The organism is Arthrobacter sp. TmT3-37, from assembly GCF_054510835.1.
This window is the reverse complement of the sequence record NZ_JBTNDU010000023.1, coordinates 1-16,607: the sequence shown is the minus strand read 5'-3', so window position 1 is coordinate 16,607 and position 16,607 is coordinate 1. Positions and strand designations below refer to the sequence as shown.

The 16,607-nt window shown below is 70.9% G+C and carries 18 protein-coding genes; 12 read left to right on the top strand and 6 right to left on the bottom strand.

Annotated features, from left to right (window positions below; all coding sequences use genetic code 11):
* Positions 1-54: 54 nt before the first annotated feature.
* Positions 55-1,020: a zinc-binding dehydrogenase gene (locus ACX80U_RS18360; protein ID WP_459269465.1), complete on the bottom strand. Its 966-nt coding sequence runs from the start codon at positions 1,018-1,020 to the stop codon at positions 55-57.
* 161 nt (positions 1,021-1,181) lie between these two features.
* Between ACX80U_RS18360 and ACX80U_RS18355 the strand changes: the two genes are divergently transcribed.
* Positions 1,182-1,256 (top strand): 50S ribosomal protein bL37, encoded by a 75-nt coding sequence (locus tag ACX80U_RS18355; RefSeq protein WP_369299106.1) that lies wholly within the window; start codon positions 1,182-1,184, stop codon positions 1,254-1,256.
* Between the two features lie 113 nt (positions 1,257-1,369).
* Here the strand turns inward: ACX80U_RS18355 and rsrA are convergent, their stop codons facing one another.
* Both rsrA and ACX80U_RS18345 read right to left on the bottom strand, forming a co-directional pair.
* Positions 1,370-1,630, bottom strand: coding sequence for a mycothiol system anti-sigma-R factor (rsrA, locus tag ACX80U_RS18350; RefSeq protein WP_133080884.1), 261 nt, complete (start codon positions 1,628-1,630; stop codon positions 1,370-1,372).
* Positions 1,627-2,322, bottom strand: a complete 696-nt coding sequence (locus ACX80U_RS18345; RefSeq protein WP_244186262.1) for a sigma-70 family RNA polymerase sigma factor — start codon at positions 2,320-2,322, stop codon at positions 1,627-1,629. The genes rsrA and ACX80U_RS18345 overlap by 4 nt, the downstream gene beginning before the upstream one ends.
* A 381-nt stretch (positions 2,323-2,703) precedes the next feature.
* Between ACX80U_RS18345 and ACX80U_RS18340 the strand changes: the two genes are divergently transcribed.
* The 11 genes from ACX80U_RS18340 to ACX80U_RS18290 all read left to right on the top strand — a co-directional run bounded on the left by ACX80U_RS18340 (position 2,704) and on the right by ACX80U_RS18290 (position 12,596).
* Positions 2,704-3,252 (top strand): DoxX family membrane protein, encoded by a 549-nt coding sequence (locus tag ACX80U_RS18340; RefSeq protein WP_133080886.1) that lies wholly within the window; start codon positions 2,704-2,706, stop codon positions 3,250-3,252.
* Positions 3,253-3,257: 5 nt separating this feature from the next.
* Entirely contained in the window at positions 3,258-4,616 is a 1,359-nt protein-coding gene (aroA, locus tag ACX80U_RS18335; RefSeq protein WP_459269464.1) for a 3-phosphoshikimate 1-carboxyvinyltransferase, read from the top strand.
* Entirely contained in the window at positions 4,613-5,743 is a 1,131-nt protein-coding gene (rsgA, locus tag ACX80U_RS18330) for a ribosome small subunit-dependent GTPase A (protein ID WP_459269463.1), read from the top strand. The genes aroA and rsgA overlap by 4 nt, the downstream gene beginning before the upstream one ends.
* A 163-nt stretch (positions 5,744-5,906) precedes the next feature.
* On the top strand, positions 5,907-6,110 hold the full coding sequence (locus ACX80U_RS18325; RefSeq protein ID WP_133080889.1) for a cold-shock protein: 204 nt from the start codon (positions 5,907-5,909) through the stop codon (positions 6,108-6,110).
* 136 nt (positions 6,111-6,246) lie between these two features.
* Positions 6,247-7,056: a histidinol-phosphatase gene (gene hisN, locus ACX80U_RS18320; protein WP_133080890.1), complete on the top strand. Its 810-nt coding sequence runs from the start codon at positions 6,247-6,249 to the stop codon at positions 7,054-7,056.
* A 30-nt stretch (positions 7,057-7,086) separates the two neighbouring features.
* Positions 7,087-7,848: a class I SAM-dependent methyltransferase gene (locus ACX80U_RS18315; RefSeq protein WP_244186263.1), complete on the top strand. Its 762-nt coding sequence runs from the start codon at positions 7,087-7,089 to the stop codon at positions 7,846-7,848.
* Positions 7,849-7,879: 31 nt separating this feature from the next.
* The gene (locus tag ACX80U_RS18310) at positions 7,880-8,803 is read left to right on the top strand and encodes a metal ABC transporter substrate-binding protein (protein ID WP_208741529.1); all 924 of its coding nucleotides are present in this window, start codon (positions 7,880-7,882) and stop codon (positions 8,801-8,803) included.
* The gene (locus ACX80U_RS18305; RefSeq protein ID WP_459269462.1) at positions 8,800-9,594 is read left to right on the top strand and encodes a metal ABC transporter ATP-binding protein; all 795 of its coding nucleotides are present in this window, start codon (positions 8,800-8,802) and stop codon (positions 9,592-9,594) included. Before ACX80U_RS18310 ends, ACX80U_RS18305 begins: the two co-directional genes overlap by 4 nt.
* Before the next feature lie 2 nt (positions 9,595-9,596).
* Entirely contained in the window at positions 9,597-10,601 is a 1,005-nt protein-coding gene (locus tag ACX80U_RS18300; RefSeq protein WP_208741531.1) for a metal ABC transporter permease, read from the top strand.
* Positions 10,601-11,335, top strand: a complete 735-nt coding sequence (locus tag ACX80U_RS18295; protein WP_459269461.1) for a metal-dependent transcriptional regulator — start codon at positions 10,601-10,603, stop codon at positions 11,333-11,335. Before ACX80U_RS18300 ends, ACX80U_RS18295 begins: the two co-directional genes overlap by 1 nt.
* Positions 11,336-11,495: 160 nt before the next feature.
* A complete protein-coding gene (locus ACX80U_RS18290; protein ID WP_459269460.1) occupies positions 11,496-12,596 on the top strand; it encodes a carboxylate-amine ligase in 1,101 nt (366 codons plus the stop codon).
* A gap of 34 nt (positions 12,597-12,630) precedes the next feature.
* On the opposite strand, the gene ACX80U_RS18285 is transcribed toward ACX80U_RS18290, so the two are convergent.
* The 3 genes from ACX80U_RS18285 to ACX80U_RS18275 form a co-directional block, all read right to left on the bottom strand.
* Complete coding sequence (locus tag ACX80U_RS18285) at positions 12,631-14,778, bottom strand: alpha-galactosidase (protein WP_459269459.1); 2,148 nt, start codon at positions 14,776-14,778, stop codon at positions 12,631-12,633.
* A gap of 41 nt (positions 14,779-14,819) precedes the next feature.
* A complete protein-coding gene (locus ACX80U_RS18280) occupies positions 14,820-15,047 on the bottom strand; it encodes a hypothetical protein (RefSeq protein ID WP_133080897.1) in 228 nt (75 codons plus the stop codon).
* A gap of 64 nt (positions 15,048-15,111) precedes the next feature.
* Positions 15,112-16,416, bottom strand: a complete 1,305-nt coding sequence (locus ACX80U_RS18275) for a D-alanyl-D-alanine carboxypeptidase family protein (RefSeq protein WP_459269458.1) — start codon at positions 16,414-16,416, stop codon at positions 15,112-15,114.
* Positions 16,417-16,607 lie beyond the last annotated feature (191 nt).

The following is a 16,607-nucleotide window of genomic DNA, read 5'->3' as shown; positions in this document are numbered from 1 at the left end:
GGACAGGGCACCCACCGCGCGGGCGGGCGGGTGCCCTGTCCGTCCTGCGCGGGCTCAGTGCCGGAAGACGATCTTCCCGAAGAGGTCGCCGTCGAGCATGCGCCGGAAGCCCTGCTCCGCGTCGTCGAGGGGCAGGACGGTGTCGATCGTGGGGCGAACACCGGTGGCGACGAGGAAGCGGGTGAGCCTCACGAGCTCCTCCCGCGTCCCCATGGTGGAACCCAGGACACGCAGCTGGAGGAAGAACACCCGGTTCAGGTCCGCGGACGGCGCCGGTCCGCTCGTCGCGCCGCACGTCACCACCGTCCCGCCGGGCACCAGGGACTTCAGCGAGTGCGCCCACGTGGCCTCGCCCACCGAGTCGAACACGACGTCCACCCGCTCCGGCAGGCGGGCACCGGCGTCGAAGGCCTGCTCGGCGCCGAGCCCCAGCGCCCGCTCCCGCTTCGCCGCACTCCGGCTCGTCACCCACACGCGGAACCCTGCGGCGGCTGCGAGCGCGATCAGCGCCGAGGCCACGCCGCCCCCTGCGCCCTGCACGAGCACCGTGGAGCCGGGGGCCGCCGGGGAGACGGTGAAGAGCATACGGTACGCGGTGAGCCAGGCCGTCGGCAGGCACGCCGCCTCCTCGAAGGACAGCGCCGCGGGCTTCGGCACCAGGTTCCGCTGCGGCACCCAGACGTAGTCCGCCATCGTGCCGGGATATCGCTCGGAGAGCAGGGAGCGCCGGGGGTCGAGGGTCTCGTCGCCCTGCCAGTCCGGCGAGGACACGACGCCGTGCACGATCACCTCGTTGCCGTCGTCGTCGATCCCCGCGGCGTCGCACCCGAGCACCATGGGCAGGCGGTCCGCCGGCAGGCCCACGCCCTTCAGCGACCACAGATCGTGGTGGTTCAGGCAGGAGGCGACCACCTTCACGCGCCGGAATCCGGCGGGTGCATCGGGGGCATCGACTTCACCGACGGCGAGCCCGGCGAGCGGATCGGCTCCTGACTGGGTTGCTGCATAGGCGGCGCGCATACGTAAGCTCCTTCGGTCGCGGATGTCCACCCATCCTAGGGGTGGGCCTGCGGCGCCCGGCCCCGCGGCCCCGGGCGCTGTTTAGGTGACGCCGGTTGCAGTATGGGAGACTTGGGTGCAGTTCTGCACGACTACAGTGCCTGAAGAAAAAGGAGGCAGCCATGAGCAAGCGAGCACGCAAGCGTCGCGACCGGAAGCGTGGAGGCGCAAACCACGGTAAGCGCCCCAACACCTGAGTCCAGGCGTTACAGCATCGACGAGAGAACCTCCGCACCCACAGGGTACGGAGGTTCTCTCATCTCTACGGCCGGCACGACGATCGGCACGACCGCCGCCGGCCTTCGGGTCGTCAGTGGTCGACGGTCCTGAGCTGGCTGATGCGGTCGAGGATGCTCGTCTTCAGTGTCGACGGTGCGACCTCGGTGCAGGACCGCTTCACGACCGAGCGGATGACGCACTCGAGATCGTGTTCCTCGGCGCACTGCGGACAGCCGTCGAGGTGGTCCTTGATCTCCACGAGGTCCTGGTGGGACAGCGCGCCGTCCAGGTACTCGTACAGCCGTTCGATCCTCGAGTCGGCGCAATCGCCCATGCTCTCGCAATCGCTCATTTCTTCATCTCCTGTTCCTTGCCCGCTGCACCCGTCGCGACCCGGGTCTTGGTGCCAGCACCTGCGGTGACACCGAGGCCCCGCTCGTGCGCGTATTCGGCGAGGAGTTCGCGCAGCAGCTTGCGGCCGCGGTGCAGCCGGGACATGACGGTCCCGATGGGCGTGTTCATGATTTCCGATATCTCCTTGTACGCGAAGCCTTCGACGTCCGAGAAGTAGACCGCGAGCCGGAACTCCTCCGGGATCGCCTGGAGGGCACTCTTCACGTCGGAATCGGGCAGGTGGTCCAGTGCCTCGGCCTCGGCGGAGCGGAGTCCGCTGGAGGTGTGCTCGGCGGCCTTCGCGAGCTGCCAGTCCTCGATCGTGTCCGAATGGGACTGGAGCGGCTCGCGCTGCCGCTTCCGGTACAGGTTGATGTAGGTGTTGGTGAGGATGCGGTACAGCCACGCCTTCAGGTTGGTGCCCGGCTTGTACTGGTGGAACGCCGAGAACGCCTTGGTATAGGCCTCCTGGACCAGGTCCTCCGCGTCGCTGGGGTTCCGCGCCATCCGCATGGCAGCCGAGTAGAGCTGGTCGACATACTGCATGGCGTCGCGCTCGAAGCGCGCCTTGCGGTCGGCTTCCGACTCCGTGGACACGTCCAGCTCGGCGTCTTCCGCCTGGCTGCTACCTGCTGGGGCTGTTGTATTCATCGTGCCAAAGTCTACGCGTCCCGGTCCTCGCGGCGCCGGGGTGGTGTTCCGCGGAACCGAGGTCGAGAGCTGGAAATCCGGTCGTTCGACCGTCGCGGTCCGTATCCCCGTCATCCGTGCCATTCCTCTCCCGTTCGCCCGTCCTTCACCTCTGCTTCAACCCGCACCCTCCCACCCTTATTCCTGCCACGGGTCCCTGCCGCGGGACGCCGCCGGCGTTCCCGCCCCGCTCGTCGTCCACCCTTCCTGCCCGCCGCAAGCGCCCGGCCACCGCCCGGTTCCGCATCGCACGCGGTGGTGCGGCGTGTAAAACTAGACCCAGCGTGCTTCGTATACGTCAACCGATGCCCGGCTCACGCCGCCGGCAACCAGGAGGCAGTTGTGACCCTTGTCCGCGTAATCGCCCGACCCTTGATCGCCAGCAGTTTCGTCCTCTCCGGCGTCGACCGGCTCCGCAACGCCGGCGCGACCGCGCCGCAGCTGAAGCCGGTCCTCGCGAGCGTGACCAAAGTCGTCCCCTCCGCCGCGGCAGTCACCGGCAACGAGAAGCTCGTGGGCCAGGTGCTCGGGGCCACCCAGGTGGGTGCGGCCCTCCTGCTCGGCATCGGGCGCTTCTCGCGCGCCGCGGCCCTGCTGTTGGCCGTGACGACCACGGTCAACACCCTCGTGGACTACCGTTCCGCCGATGCCTCGACCCCGGAGGGCAAGAAGGACAGGCGCTCGCAGCTGCTCAAGAACCTCTCGCTGATCGGCACCGTCCTGCTGGCCACCGTGGACACCAACGGCCGCCCGGGCATCGCCTGGCGCGCCGAGCACCTCGCCATGGACGCCCGGAAGAACGCCCTCGGCCTCGGCAAGGACGCCCGCAAGCAGTTCGAGAAAGCCGATAAGGCCGTGCGCAGGACCGCCGCCGACGTCGTGGGTTCCTAGGCTCCATGTCCGTATCATCAGGCGGGGTGTCCGAGCAGGATCTGTGGCGGGCGCCCCGCCTGACCCGTCCCGTGGACGCGGTCATCTCGGTCCCTGGCTCGAAATCCCTCACCAACCGGTACCTCGTCCTCGCGGCCCTCGCCGACGGGCCGAGCACCATCCGGAGGCCCCTGCACTCCCGCGACTCCGCGCTGATGATCGCAGCCCTGCGCGACCTCGGCGCCGTCATCGACGAGATTCCGGGGGACGGTGACTTCGGTCCGGACCTGCACGTCACACCCCTCCGGACCGGCACGGGCGACGGACGGGCCCGCGCGGTCGACTGCGGCCTCGCCGGCACCGTCATGCGCTTCGTCCCCCCGCTCGCCGGCCTCGTCGAGGGGACCACGACCTTCGACGGCGACCCGCACGCACGCCGCCGTCCCATGGGCAGCATCATCGCCGCCCTCCGAGGACTCGGCGTTGCGGTCGACGACGACGGCGCCGACTCCCTGCCCTTCGCGGTGCAGGGGAACGGGACGGTCCGGGGCGGGCACCTCGTCATCGACGCCTCGGCGTCCTCGCAGTTCGTGTCGGCCCTCCTCCTCGTGGGCGCCCGGTTCGCCGACGGGCTCCACCTCGAACACGTGGGCAAGCCGGTCCCCAGCCTCGACCACGTCCGGATGACGGTCGAGACCCTGAGGTCGGTCGGCGTATCCGTCGACGACACGGTGCCGAACCACTGGCGCGTCTCCCCCGGCCCCATCCGCGCCTTCGACGTCGCCGTGGAACCCGACCTGTCCAACGCCGGCCCCTTCCTGGCCGCGGCCGTGGTCACGGGCGGGACGGTCCGCGTACGCAACTGGCCCCGGGGCACCACCCAGGTCGGCGACGCGTGGCGGCGCATCCTCCCCCTCATGGGAGCGGAGGCGGAACTCGACGGCGACGTGCTCACCGTGACGGGTGGAGCGGCCATCTCGGGAGGTGTGTTCGCCGACACCTCCGAGCTCGCCCCCACCGTCGCCGCCCTGTGCGCGCTGGCGGACTCTCCGTCGACGCTGACCGGCATCGCCCACCTCCGCGGCCACGAGACGGACCGCCTCGCGGCGCTCGTGGCGGAGATCAACGGACTCGGCGGCGACGCCGAGGAGACCGGGGACGGCCTCGTCATCCGACCCGCACCGCTCCACGGAGGAGTCTTCCGCACCTACGACGACCACCGGATGGCAACCGCCGGCGCGATCATCGGGCTGGCCGTCGACGGCGTCGAGGTGGAGAACATCGGCACCACGGCCAAGACCCTGCCGGAGTTCCCCGACCTCTGGGCGGTCGTCGCAGGCACGGCCGGCTCCCCGGACGCGACGGACGCGGTGGCACGGGCATGAGTGAGGCCGGCAACCGCCGCGGCTCGAGGGCCTGGGACGAGTCCGACGTCCGGATCCGGCCCAACAAGAAGGGCACGCGCCCCCGCACGAAGAACCGGCCCGCCTACGACGAGGCCGTGACGGGACGCGTGGTGACGGTCGACCGCGGGCGCTACACGACGGTGGTCGACGAGGACACCTCCGACGAGCGGATCGTCGTCGCGGCGCGGGCGCGGGAACTGCGGCGCAGCGCCGTCGTCGCCGGGGACCTCGTGGCCCTCGTCGGCGATCTCTCCGGCGGCCCGGACTCCCTCGCGCGCCTCGTACGGATCGAGGACCGCCGGACCGTCCTGCGCCGGAGCGCCGACGACACCGATCCCGTGGAACGCGTCGTCGTCGCCAACGCGGACCAGCTCGTGATCGTCGTCGCCGCGGCCAACCCGGAGCCGAGGACGGGCTTCATCGACCGCGCGCTCGTGGCCGCCTACGACGCCGGTATCGAGCCGCTGCTGTGCATCACGAAAGCCGACCTCCGCGACCCCGCCCCGCTGCTCGCCAACTACGAGCACCTCGACCTCCGCGTGATCATCAGCCGGACGGACGAGGGCGTGGGGATCGAGGCGACCTCCGACGACGGCGAGTCGGCGCGCCTCTCCTCCGGCGCGGTCGACGCCCTGCGCGACGAGCTGGACGGCCAGGTGAGCGTGCTGCTCGGCCATTCGGGCGTCGGGAAGTCCACCATGGTCAATGCGCTGACCGGGTCCACACGCGCCACGGGGGGCGTCAACGCGGTGACCGGGCGGGGCCGGCACACGTCGTCGTCCGCCCTCGCGCTGAAGGCGGCCGACGCCGCCCCGGGCACCTGGATCATCGACACCCCGGGCATCCGCTCGTTCGGACTCGCCCACGTGGACGCCGACCGCATCCTCAAGGCCTTTCCGGACCTCGAACCGGGCACGGAACGCTGCGAGCGGGGCTGCCGCCACGACGGCCAGGCGGTCGACTGCGGACTGGACAGCTATGTCGCGGAAGGACTGGCCGGTGAGTCCGGGCCGGTCCGCCTCGCGTCCCTCCGACGCCTCCTCAACGCCGGAATGGCCGACCCACGGGGCAGTGCCCATGACGCCAAGGAACTGGGGCAGCAGTGATCCGCCCGATCACTGGTAGGCTGGGTGCTGTTGTTGTTTGCGCATTAAATTTCAAGCCTTGACCCTCCACCTGGAGTTCGACAGCTTTTGACGATAAGCGGGTAACGAACACCACGATGAGCGCCCGAACGTCGGAACGCTCTCCCAGGTTAGGAAATACATCATGGCTTCAGGCACAGTGAAATGGTTCAACGCCGAAAAGGGCTTCGGCTTCATCGCTCCCGACGACGGAGGCGCTGACGTGTTCGCCCACTTCTCCGCGATCAACTCGAGCGGCTACCGCTCCCTCGAAGAGAACCAGAAGGTCAACTTCGAGACCACCCAGGGACCCAAGGGCCCCCAGGCCGAGAACATCACCGTTCTCTGATTCTCCCCGTGCCGCTCTGCGGCGCCGGACAGGAAGCCACCGCGCGGCGCGAGCCCGCGGTGGCTTTCTGCTGTCACGGCCCTCCCGTCCCGCGTCCCCGTGCCCGATGCGCCACCCAGACGATAGGTTGATGGATATGAGTTTCACGCAGGGCTACAACGACGATCTCCGTCTCGCCCACATCATGGCCGATTCGGTCGACGACCAGACCATGTCGCGCTTCAAGGCACTCGACCTCCGCATCGAGACCAAACCGGACCTCACCCCGGTCACCGACGCGGACAAGAGCGCGGAGGAGGCGATCCGGGGCCAGCTCTCGCGTGCCCGCCCCCGTGACGCCGTGCTCGGCGAGGAGTTCGGCAGTACCGGGTCCGGTTCCCGCCGCTGGGTCATCGATCCGATCGACGGCACCAAGAACTTCGTGCGCGGCGTGCCCGTCTGGGCCACCCTGATCTCCCTGATCGACGAGGGCAGGCCCGTGGTCGGCGTCGTCAGCGCGCCCGCCCTGGGCAAACGCTGGTGGGCGGCCGAGGGTACCGGCGCGTACACCGGGAAGTCCCTCGCGGCGGCGCAACGCCTGCGGGTGTCCAACGTCTCCCGGCTCGAGGATGCCTCGCTGTCCTACTCCAGCCTGTCCGGCTGGCGCGAGCGCGGGGCGCTCGCCGAGTTCGTCAACCTGACGGACCGGGTCTGGCGCACGAGGGCGTACGGGGACTTCTGGTCCTACTGCCTCGTGGCCGAGGGCGCCGTCGACGTCGCCTGCGAGCCCGAACTGAACCTGCACGACATGGCGGCGCTCGTCCCCATCGTCACGGAGGCGGGGGGACGCTTCACCTCCCTGGACGGCGAGGACGGCCCGTTCGGCGGCAACGCCTTGGCGACGAACGGCACCCTGCACAGCGAGGTCCTGCGGACCCTCAACCCGGACGTGGATGACCTGCTCTAGCCGCGCAGTCCTCCGGCCGCAGGCCATCCGGTGAGTTCCGGCCCTCGGCTCGACGAGCAACGGCGCCTGGAGATGGCGCGCGCCTACCTCTCCGGAGCAGGCCGCTACGACCGTGTCCGTCCCGGGTATCCCGCACCGGTCGCGGACTGGATCGTGCCGGAGAACGCCCGTCGCGCGGCGGACATCGGCGCCGGGACCGGTCTCTTCACGGCCCTCCTGGCGCAGCGCGGACTCGAGGTGGCGGCAGTCGACCCGTCCGAGGACATGCTGGCCGTCCTCTCGGCGCGCCTGCCCGGTGTACCCGTGGTGCAGGGCACCGCGGAGGAGTCCACACTGCCCGACAGGTCCGTCGACCTGCTCACGCTGGCGCAGACGTGGCACTGGTGCGACCATCCCGCCGCGCTCCGCGAGGCCGCTCGGGTCCTGGTGCCGGGCGGACGCCTGGCACTGGTGTGGAACCAGCTCGACGTCTCGCTCCCCTGGGTGCACCGCCTGTCCCGCATCATGCATGCGGGGGACGTCTACTCGCCCGCGTACCGGCCCGACCTCGGAGCCGCCTTCGGGCCGCCGGAGGACCTCGTGGTGCACTGGGCCCAGGAGCTGCCGGTCGCCGACGTCCTCGACCTCGCGAGGTCGCGGAGCTACTACCAGCGCGCCACACCGGCGCTCCGGGCGCGCGTGGAGTCGAATCTGCGCTGGTACCTCACCGACTACCTCGCCTTCGACCCGGCGGCCACCATCAGGATCCCGTACTACACCCACGCATGGCGCGCCTCCCTGTCGACCCCCTAGATTTCGGCATGCCTAAACGCTACTTTTAGGTATGCCTCCCACCCAGTGCGGACGGACGCACCCCGCGGCGACCGCGTGGTGCGTCGCCGCGGCGTTCCTGCTCGGGGGCTGCGCCGTCGATACGGCGCCGGCCGCCGGGACGGACGCACGACCCCTGGTCCTCACGACCTTCTCCGTGCTCGCCGACCTCGCCGACACGGTCGGTGGAGGGCACGTCCGCGTGGAGTCGATCACGAAGATCGGCGCCGAGATCCACGGCTACGAGCCGACGCCCTCGGATCTCGTCCGGGCACAGGACGCGGACCTCATCCTGGACAACGGGCTCGGCCTCGAGCGCTGGTTCGAGCGCTTCCTGTACTCCGTCGACGCCCCGCACGTGGTGCTGTCGGACGGCGTCGAACCGGTCGACATCCGGTCAGGGGACTACACCGGCCGGGCGAACCCGCACGCCTGGATGTCGCCCCTCGCGGCGCAGACCTATGTCGACAACACCGTGGCGGCGCTCGCCGGCCTGGCTCCGGAGCACGCCGCCGACTTCGAGGCCAACGGCCGCCGGCTGAAGGAGGACCTCGCAGGGCTCCTCGCGGGGTTCCGCGAGGAGCTCGCCGCCCTCGACGTCGCCGCACTCGTGACCTGCGAGGGTGCCTTCTCGTACCTCGCACGGGACGCCGGCCTGGAGGAGGCCTTCCTCTGGCCGGTCAACGCGGACGCCGAGGGCACGCCGCGGCAGATCAGGGACGTCATCGGATTCGTCGAGGAGAACGACGTGCCGACCGTCTTCTGCGAATCGACGGTCAATCCCTCGGCGCAGGAGCAGGTCGCCCTCGCCACGGGCACGGAACTCGGCGGCATGCTCTACGTCGACTCGCTGTCGGAAGCCGGTGGGCCGGTACCGACGTTCGTCGATCTCATCCGCCACGACCTCGAGACGATCACGGAAGGACTCTCGCGATGACGGCCTCTGCCGCCCCGTCCACCCGGCGGGCACTCGACGTCCGCAACCTCGGGGTGCGCTACGGGGAGGTCCAGGCGCTCGACGACGTCTCCATGACCCTCGACGCGGCACGGATCTGCGGACTCATCGGCGTCAACGGCTCGGGCAAGTCGACGCTGTTCAAGGCGCTCATGGGGCTGCTGGTCCCGGGGACCGGAAGCGTCGAGCTGTTCGGCAGGTCCGCTGCGAGCGCCCGGAAGCAGGGCCTCGTGGCCTACATGCCGCAGGCCGAGGAGGTGGACTGGACCTTCCCCGTCTCCGTCTCCGACGTCGTCGCCATGGGCCTGTACGGGCGGCTCGGGCCCTCCCGCCGTCTGCGCGCACCGGACCGCGCGGCCGTCGAGGACGCGCTCGGACGCGTGGGCCTGGCCGACCTCAGGAGGCGCCAGATCGGCCAGTTGTCGGGTGGCCAGCGCAAGCGGGTCTTCATCGCCCGCAGCATCGCCCAGGACGCACGGCTGCTGCTGCTCGACGAGCCCTTCGCCGGTGTCGACCAGGCGAGCGAGCGCACCATGACCGCACTCCTGAAGACACTGCGGGACGAGGGGCGGTCGGTGCTGGTGTCGACCCACGACCTCGCGGGCGTGCCCGAGCTGTGCGACGAAGCGGTCCTCCTGCACCGTCGCGTGCTCGCGCAGGGCGATCCCTCGCTCGTGCTGACCCACGGGAACCTGGCACGCGCCTTCGGTCCCGCGCCGTCCACCACGACGGTGCGCTCCGCCGCCTCCGCCGCTCCGGACGGGGGGTCCTGACCATGGAGATCGTCACCTTCCTGCTCGAGCCCCTGCAGTACGGCTTCCTCACCCGGGCCCTCGCCGTCACCCTCGCCGCCGCCGTCGTGGCCGCCGTCCTCTCCTGCTGGCTCATCCTCATGGGGTGGTCGCTCATGGGCGATGCCGTGTCCCACGCCGTCCTGCCCGGCGTGGCCCTCGCCTACATCCTCGGCATCCCCTTCTCCATCGGCGCCTTCGTCTTCGGCGCGGGGGCGGTGGCGCTCATCGGGATCGTCCGGTCCACCACCAAGCTGAAGGCGGACACCGTGATCGGCGTGGTGTTCACCGCACTTTTCGCCACCGGGCTGGCCATCGTCTCCGCCACGCCGTCGCAGATCGACCTGATGCACATCCTCTTCGGCAACGTCCTCGGCGTGTCCGCCGGTGACGTGTGGCAGGTCCTCCTCCTGGGCCTGCTGACCCTCGCCATCCTGCTGTTCAAGCGGCGCGACCTCACCCTGCTCGCCTTCGACCGCACGCACGCCCACGTGATCGGGCTCAACACACGACTGCTGTCCGCACTGCTGCTCGGCCTGCTCGCGCTCACCGTCGTCGTCGGGCTCCAGGCCGTCGGGATCATCCTCGTCGTGGCCATGCTCATCACGCCCGGCGCCACGGCGTTCCTGCTGTCCCGCAGCTTCGACCGCATGCTGGTGATCGCCGTCGTGCTGACCGTCACCGCCTCCCTGGCGGGCGTCTACGCCAGCTACTACCTCGACATCTCCACGGGCGCCGCCGTGGTGCTCTGCCAGGCGATCGTCTTCGCCGTGGTCTACCTCTTCGCGCGTCCCGACGGCGTGATCTGGCAGGCACGACGGCGCCGCACCGCCGCGCGGACCCGTACCGGACACACCCGGGCCGGACGGAACCGCACCGGGGCAGCCGCCGTCGGCCCGGCCCCGGCGCAGGCCGGCTCCGGCACGGCCCCGTCCGCGTCCGATCCCCCACTGCCCGCGTCCGGCCCTTCGGTGCGAGGGGACGCCTGATGGCGGGCCGCAGGGGCGCCGTCCTCAGCATCGAATCCACGAGCGTGCAGGACTACGTCAAGGCCATCTACGCATTCACCGAATGGCAGGGCGACGCCGTCACGGCCACCCACCTCGCGACGCGACTCTCGGTCGCCAACTCCTCCGTGACCGGGATGGTCGCCAAGCTGGTGGACCTCGGACTCGCCGACCACCGCAAGTACGGGCCCATCGGCCTCACACCCTCCGGGCGGGCGCTGGCCCTCGCGATGGTCCGCAGGCACCGGCTCATCGAGACATTCCTCGTCACCGCGCTGGGCTACGGGTGGGACGAGGTGCACGACGAGGCGGAACTGCTCGAGCACACCGTCTCCGACGCCTTCGTCGAGCGGCTCGACGCGAAGCTGGGCCACCCGCGCCGGGACCCGCACGGGGACCCGATCCCGGCGGAGGACGGCACGGTCCTGTACCCGAGGGCACACCGGCTCGACAGGCTCGACGACGGACACGCCGGCAGGCTGGTGCGCGTGAGCGACGACGACCCGGAGGTGCTGCGCTTCCTCGACCGCAGCGGCATCTCGCTCGACGACGACCTGCAGCTGATCCGCCGCCGCGCAGGGTCCCAGCTGGAGCTCCGCCACGGCACGGCCGCCTCCTCCCGGGACCTCGCCGTCGATCCGGCAGTGGCCGGAGCGCTCTGGATCGAGAGCACCGTACCCCATCAGGACTGCGCCATCGACGCCGGGGCCTCCTGATCGGGAACCGGGTGCAGGAGGGACCGGCCCGGGGTCCTCGTCGCGGCGCCGGATCGCTCCTCCCCCGTCCCGCTCCTAGACTGGTCGACATGCCACGTGCCTGCAGTCCCGGCCGTCCCTGCCCGCCTCGTCCGCTGAACCTCACGAACGGAGTCCATCCATGACCACTCTCGGACTGGAGGAGGAGTACCTGCTCCTCGAACCGGAGACAGGGCTGCCCGCCCACCGCGCCGACGAGGTGGAGGGGTTGCTCGAAGCGACGCCGGAGGTCGGCAGGAACGACATCCAGCGCGAGCTGCTGTCCTGCCAGATCGAGACGGCCACCCCTGTGTGCGACACGCTGACCCAGGCCGAGGAGTCACTCCTGAACTTCCGCAGGAAGCTCGCGGACGCAGCGGCCGACACCGGGATCCTCGGCGCGGCCACCGGGACCTCGCCCTGGATGCGGCAGGCGTATCCCGAACTGACCGACAAGCAGCGCTACGAGGACCTGCGCGCCAGCGCCCCCGGCATCGTGGGCGACCAGTTCGTCAACGGGCTGCACGTGCACGTCGGCATCCCCGACCCCGAGCGCGGCGTCCAGGCACTCAACCGCATCCGTCCCTGGATCCCGCTGCTCACCGCCCTCAGCGTCAATTCGCCCTACTGGCTGGGACGGGACAGCGGCTTCGGGAGCTGGCGCGTGGTGCACTACCGCCGCTGGGCCGTCCAGGGCGTGGCGCCGTGGTTCGCGGATGCGGCCGACTACGAGCGCCGCATCACGCGCCTCGGTGCGAGCGGTGCGATCCTGGACCGCGGGGTCCTCACCTGGGTGGCACGCCTGTCGGACCACTACCCCACTCTCGAGCTCAGGGCATGCGACGTGCAGCTCGAGGCGCAGGACTCCGTCCTCCTCGGCGCACTCACGCGTGCGCTCGTCGTCACGGCCCTGCACGAGGCGGAGGCGGACGCGGCGCCGCTCGTCCCGGATCCCGAACTCCTGGACGCCGCCCTCTGGCAGGCCGCCCGCGACGGGCTCACCGGCTCCCTCGTGGATCTCTCCACGGCGGAGCCCGTGCCCGCCCGGGCGCTCCTCGCGGATTTCCTGGAGCACGTCGGCCCGGCCCTCGACGCCGAGGGCGACACGGACTGGGTGCGTGCCGGTCTGGCGACGATCGCGGACAGGGGCACGGGAGCCGACCGCCAGCGGCGGGCCATGCGCGACGGCGGCAGCGACGCACTGCTGGACCTGTACGGGCGGACCCTCACCTACGAGCCGTAGGCGGGCCCCGCCCGCTCCGGCGGCCAGGACCGGTCTAGGATCGCGCGGCGCGGAGCTCGATGAGGAGCGACTGCTCGGGCAGCAGCACAGGAGCCTGCAGGCCTGCCTGCGCCAGGACCCGCCCGGACAGCCGGAGCGGTTCGCTGTCGAGCGCCGAGCGGAGCCAGGCGAGCGCCGACTGGCCGTTCCCCGGCTGTCCCTCCTCGGGGACCGCGAGCCGCACGGAGTACAGCGTGTCGGCCTCCAGCCCCGGAAAGGTCAGCAGCCCGGGCGGGTAGCTCGCGCTCGAGCCCGTCAGCGTGTAGGCGAACAGGGCCCGCTGCCGGTCCTCGGAGACGATACCGCGCAGGTCCATGGCGGGATCCACGAGATCCGCGTGCACGACGGCGCCGCGGTGCAGGTCGTCGCGCCAGGACCGGTGGAGCCCGACATAGCGCCCGAGTACCTCGTACTCCCCGTCCGTCAGGTCGGAGATGTCCCATTCGATGCCGTAGTGGCCGAAGATGGCGGTCGCTGCCCGGAAGGGCAGCGTATGGGCCCGCCCGGTCGAGTGGGAGACCGGGCCGCCGACGTGCATCCCCAGCAGTTCGGGCGGCACCACGAGGCCCGTGTACTTCTGGTTGACGAGCCGCTCGATCGGATCGATGCAGTCGCTGGTCCAGATGCGGTCCGTCCGGGCGAGGATGCCGAGGTCGACGCGGGCTCCACCCGAGGCGCAGCTCTCGATCTCGAGGCCGGGGTGCCGGAGGCGCAGTTCGTCGAGCAGGCGGTACAGCGCCTCGACGTGCCGGTGGACGGCGGCGTGCCCCGTCCGGGCATCCGCCGCCTCGAGCAGGTCCCGGTTGTGGTCCCACTTCACGTACGCGATGTCGTTCGCGGTCAGGATGTCGTCGAGGCGTTCGAGGATGTAGGCGTAGGCGTCGGGATGGCCCAGGTTCAGGACCTGCTGCTGCCGCCCGGGCAACGGCAGGCGTCCCTCGGGCTGCAGGATCCAGTCCGGATGCGCCCGCGCCAGGTCGGAGTCGGGGTTGACCATCTCCGGTTCGAACCAGAGGCCGAACTCCATGCCCAGGCCCCGCACGTGGTCGATGATGGGGGCCAGCCCGTCGGGCCATACCGTCTCGTCGACGTACCAGTCCCCCAGGCTCGACGTGTCGTCGCGGCGTCCGCGGAACCAGCCGTCGTCGAGCACGAACCGTTCGACGCCGAGGGAGGCTGCGCGGTCCGCGAGCACCTGCAGGCGCGGCAGGTCGAGATCGAAGTAGACGGCCTCCCAGGTGTTGAGGGTGACCGGACGAGGACGCTGCGGATGCGACGCCCTCGACCGGACGTCGCGGTGGAAGCGGCCGGACAGTTCGTTGAGGCCGTCTCCCCAGGAGCCGATCACCTCGGGCGTGGAGTAGCTCCCACCGGGTGCGAGCACCACCTCGCGGGGCGACAGGACCTCGCCCGCCGCCAGGAACGCCTGCCCGGCCGGCGTCTTCTCCACGAGCACCTCCTGGTTGCCGCTCCATGCGAGGTGGATGCCCTGCACCAGGCCGTGCTCGAAGCCGAAGCCCTTCGCCCCTGCCGCGAGGAGCACCGTCGCATCGGCACCGGGGCGGCCGCGTCGGCTCGTCCGCGCATAGGTGCCGGTCGTCAGCTCGTGCCGCTGCGGCGACCGCTCCCGGAGATGGCGCCCCGTCGTGTCCAGGACCTCCGCGGCGATGGGATGCAGCGGGAAGAAGGTCCTGAGCGAACGCACCTCGTACTCATCGTCACCCGTGTTGGTGAGGACGAGCCGCTGGGTGAGGAGGCCCGACGCGGTCAGGCCCACGTGCACGGTCAGGGCGAGCCCGGCGCCGTCGTCACGTGCCTCGATCACCACCCCGCCGTCGTGCCGGGACTCTTCGGCGACCACCGTGAAGCGCGGATACAGGTGGGCTCCCCCGCGGTCCCCGGTGAGGCCGGGTGTGCCCTGCCATCCTGCGGACTCGAGGGGCAGGAGGGTCAGCCGGGCCGGGACGTCGATGCCGCCGGACACGCGCTGCGGCTGCTGGGCGGCGACGACGGCCGACAGCTCGTCGGCGGAGAGGTCACCGAGGGCAGGACCCCAGTAGGCGAGGACCGGCAGGCCGTGCGGATGGGGCTCGAGCACCACGCTCGTACCGCCGCGCGAGAGATGGAGTGGAGAGGAGGTCATGATTCTTTTTATCGCGAAACTAAGTAGGCGGCAAGCACGCCCTACCGTTCGCGCGTGTCACGCCGGAGCAGGCCGACGATCAGGCACAGGAGCCCGAGCAGCAGTGGCACCAGGGTGAAGAGTGTGTGCGTGCCGCCCAGGTAGCTCATGACGAAGATGTACACGAACGTCCCCCCGACGAGGATCCAGCCGAGCACGATCAGGGCCCGTCCCCGATGGGGCGGCGGCAGTGGCGGGAGCCACGACGGCGGCCTGTCAGTCCAGCTCATCGCCCAAGTGTAGTTCGCGCTCCGGCGTACAGGAGGAGCGCAGAGGACGGTGCACCGGAGGTGCTCAGTAGGACGGCGCCGCCGGCAGGCTCATGTACTGCTCCAGCGTCCGCAGTCCGTGGGTGCGCATCTCCGAGGCGATCGTCGGCCCGACGTAGCGCAGGTGCCACGGCTCGTACGCGTAGCCGGTGACCGGGGTCTGGCCCTGGGGGTAGCGGACGATGAACCCGTAGCGCCAGGCGTTCTGGGCCGCCCAGGCTCCGGCGGGAGTTCCTGCGAAGCATTCCTGCAGCCCGCAGGCCCCGTTGGCGTTGCCGATGTCGATCGCGAGACCGGTCTGGTGCTCGCTGAATCCCGGGCGGGCGGAGATCAGGTCGGCCGCCGCTTGGCCATAGAGGTCGACGTACGAGGCGTAGAGGGAGGCCTGCGTGTCGTAGGAGCGGTAGCCGCTGACCGGGACCATGGCGATCCCGCCGGCCCGCGCGTCCGCAAGGAGGCGGGAGAACTGCTGGGCGGCGTCGCTCCGGAGCAGTGGTCCCCCGACGTCCACGAGCGGACCGGGGACGTGACGCGCCGGGTTCAGCTGCCGCCGCTTGTTGACCACGACGACGACCGACGCCGCGACGTCGATGTCCCGGAACACGCGGGCCCCACCGGCTGCGGTCCACGAGATCCTGCCCCGCTGGTAGGCCTGGCTGCAGGTGCCGCCGGAGCAGGACTCGTTCGACACGGGATAGCCGAGGGCACCGTTCTCGTAGCCGGTGGCGGCCCACGCCGCCCGGATCCCGCCGATGGAGATCCTCGCTCCCGTGGCGGGCGACCAGATGATCGCCCCGCCCTGGTAGTTCTGGTAGCAGCCGCCGCCGCGCAGCCCGCAGACCTCGTTCGTGGTCGGGTAGCCCAGTGCCCCGTTCTCGAATCCAGACGCGGCCCATGCGGTACGGATCCCACCCACGCTGATGCGGGCACCGGTGGCGGGCGACCAGACGATCGCCCCGCCCTGGAAGCTCTGGTAGCACCCTGCATTGCGCAGTCCGCAGATCTCCCCCGTGGTCGGGTACCCGAGCCCGCCGGTCTCGAACCCGTAGGAACGCCAGGTCTCGCGGATGGCACCCCACGAGGGGTGGGCTCCGGTGGCGGGCGACCAGACGATCGCGCCCCTCTGGTAGTTCCGGTAGCACCCTCCGCCCCGCAGTCCGCAGACCTCCGCGCTCGTCGGCGCACCGAGGTTCCCGCCGCTGCCGCCGAGCTCCGCGTACTTCGTCTCGATGGCTGTCGCCGCCTGAGCCGGGGGTGCGGTGGTGAGGCCACCGGCCACGAGGAGCACAGCGGACAGCAGAACGAGCAGATGCGCGAATACACGCCGCATGGGTAGCCCCCGGTCATCGAGTATCAGGTCAAGGGTAGGTCCGGCCACCGGAAGCGACAAGACCCGGAAGGGTGTTCCGTGGACACGACGAAGCGGGGGGGAGGGGAAAGGGGGGGGGGGGGGGGGGGGGGGGGGGGGGGGGGAGGGGAGAAGGATCGGGGGGCGGGGAGGGCGGGGAGGGTCGTGGAGAG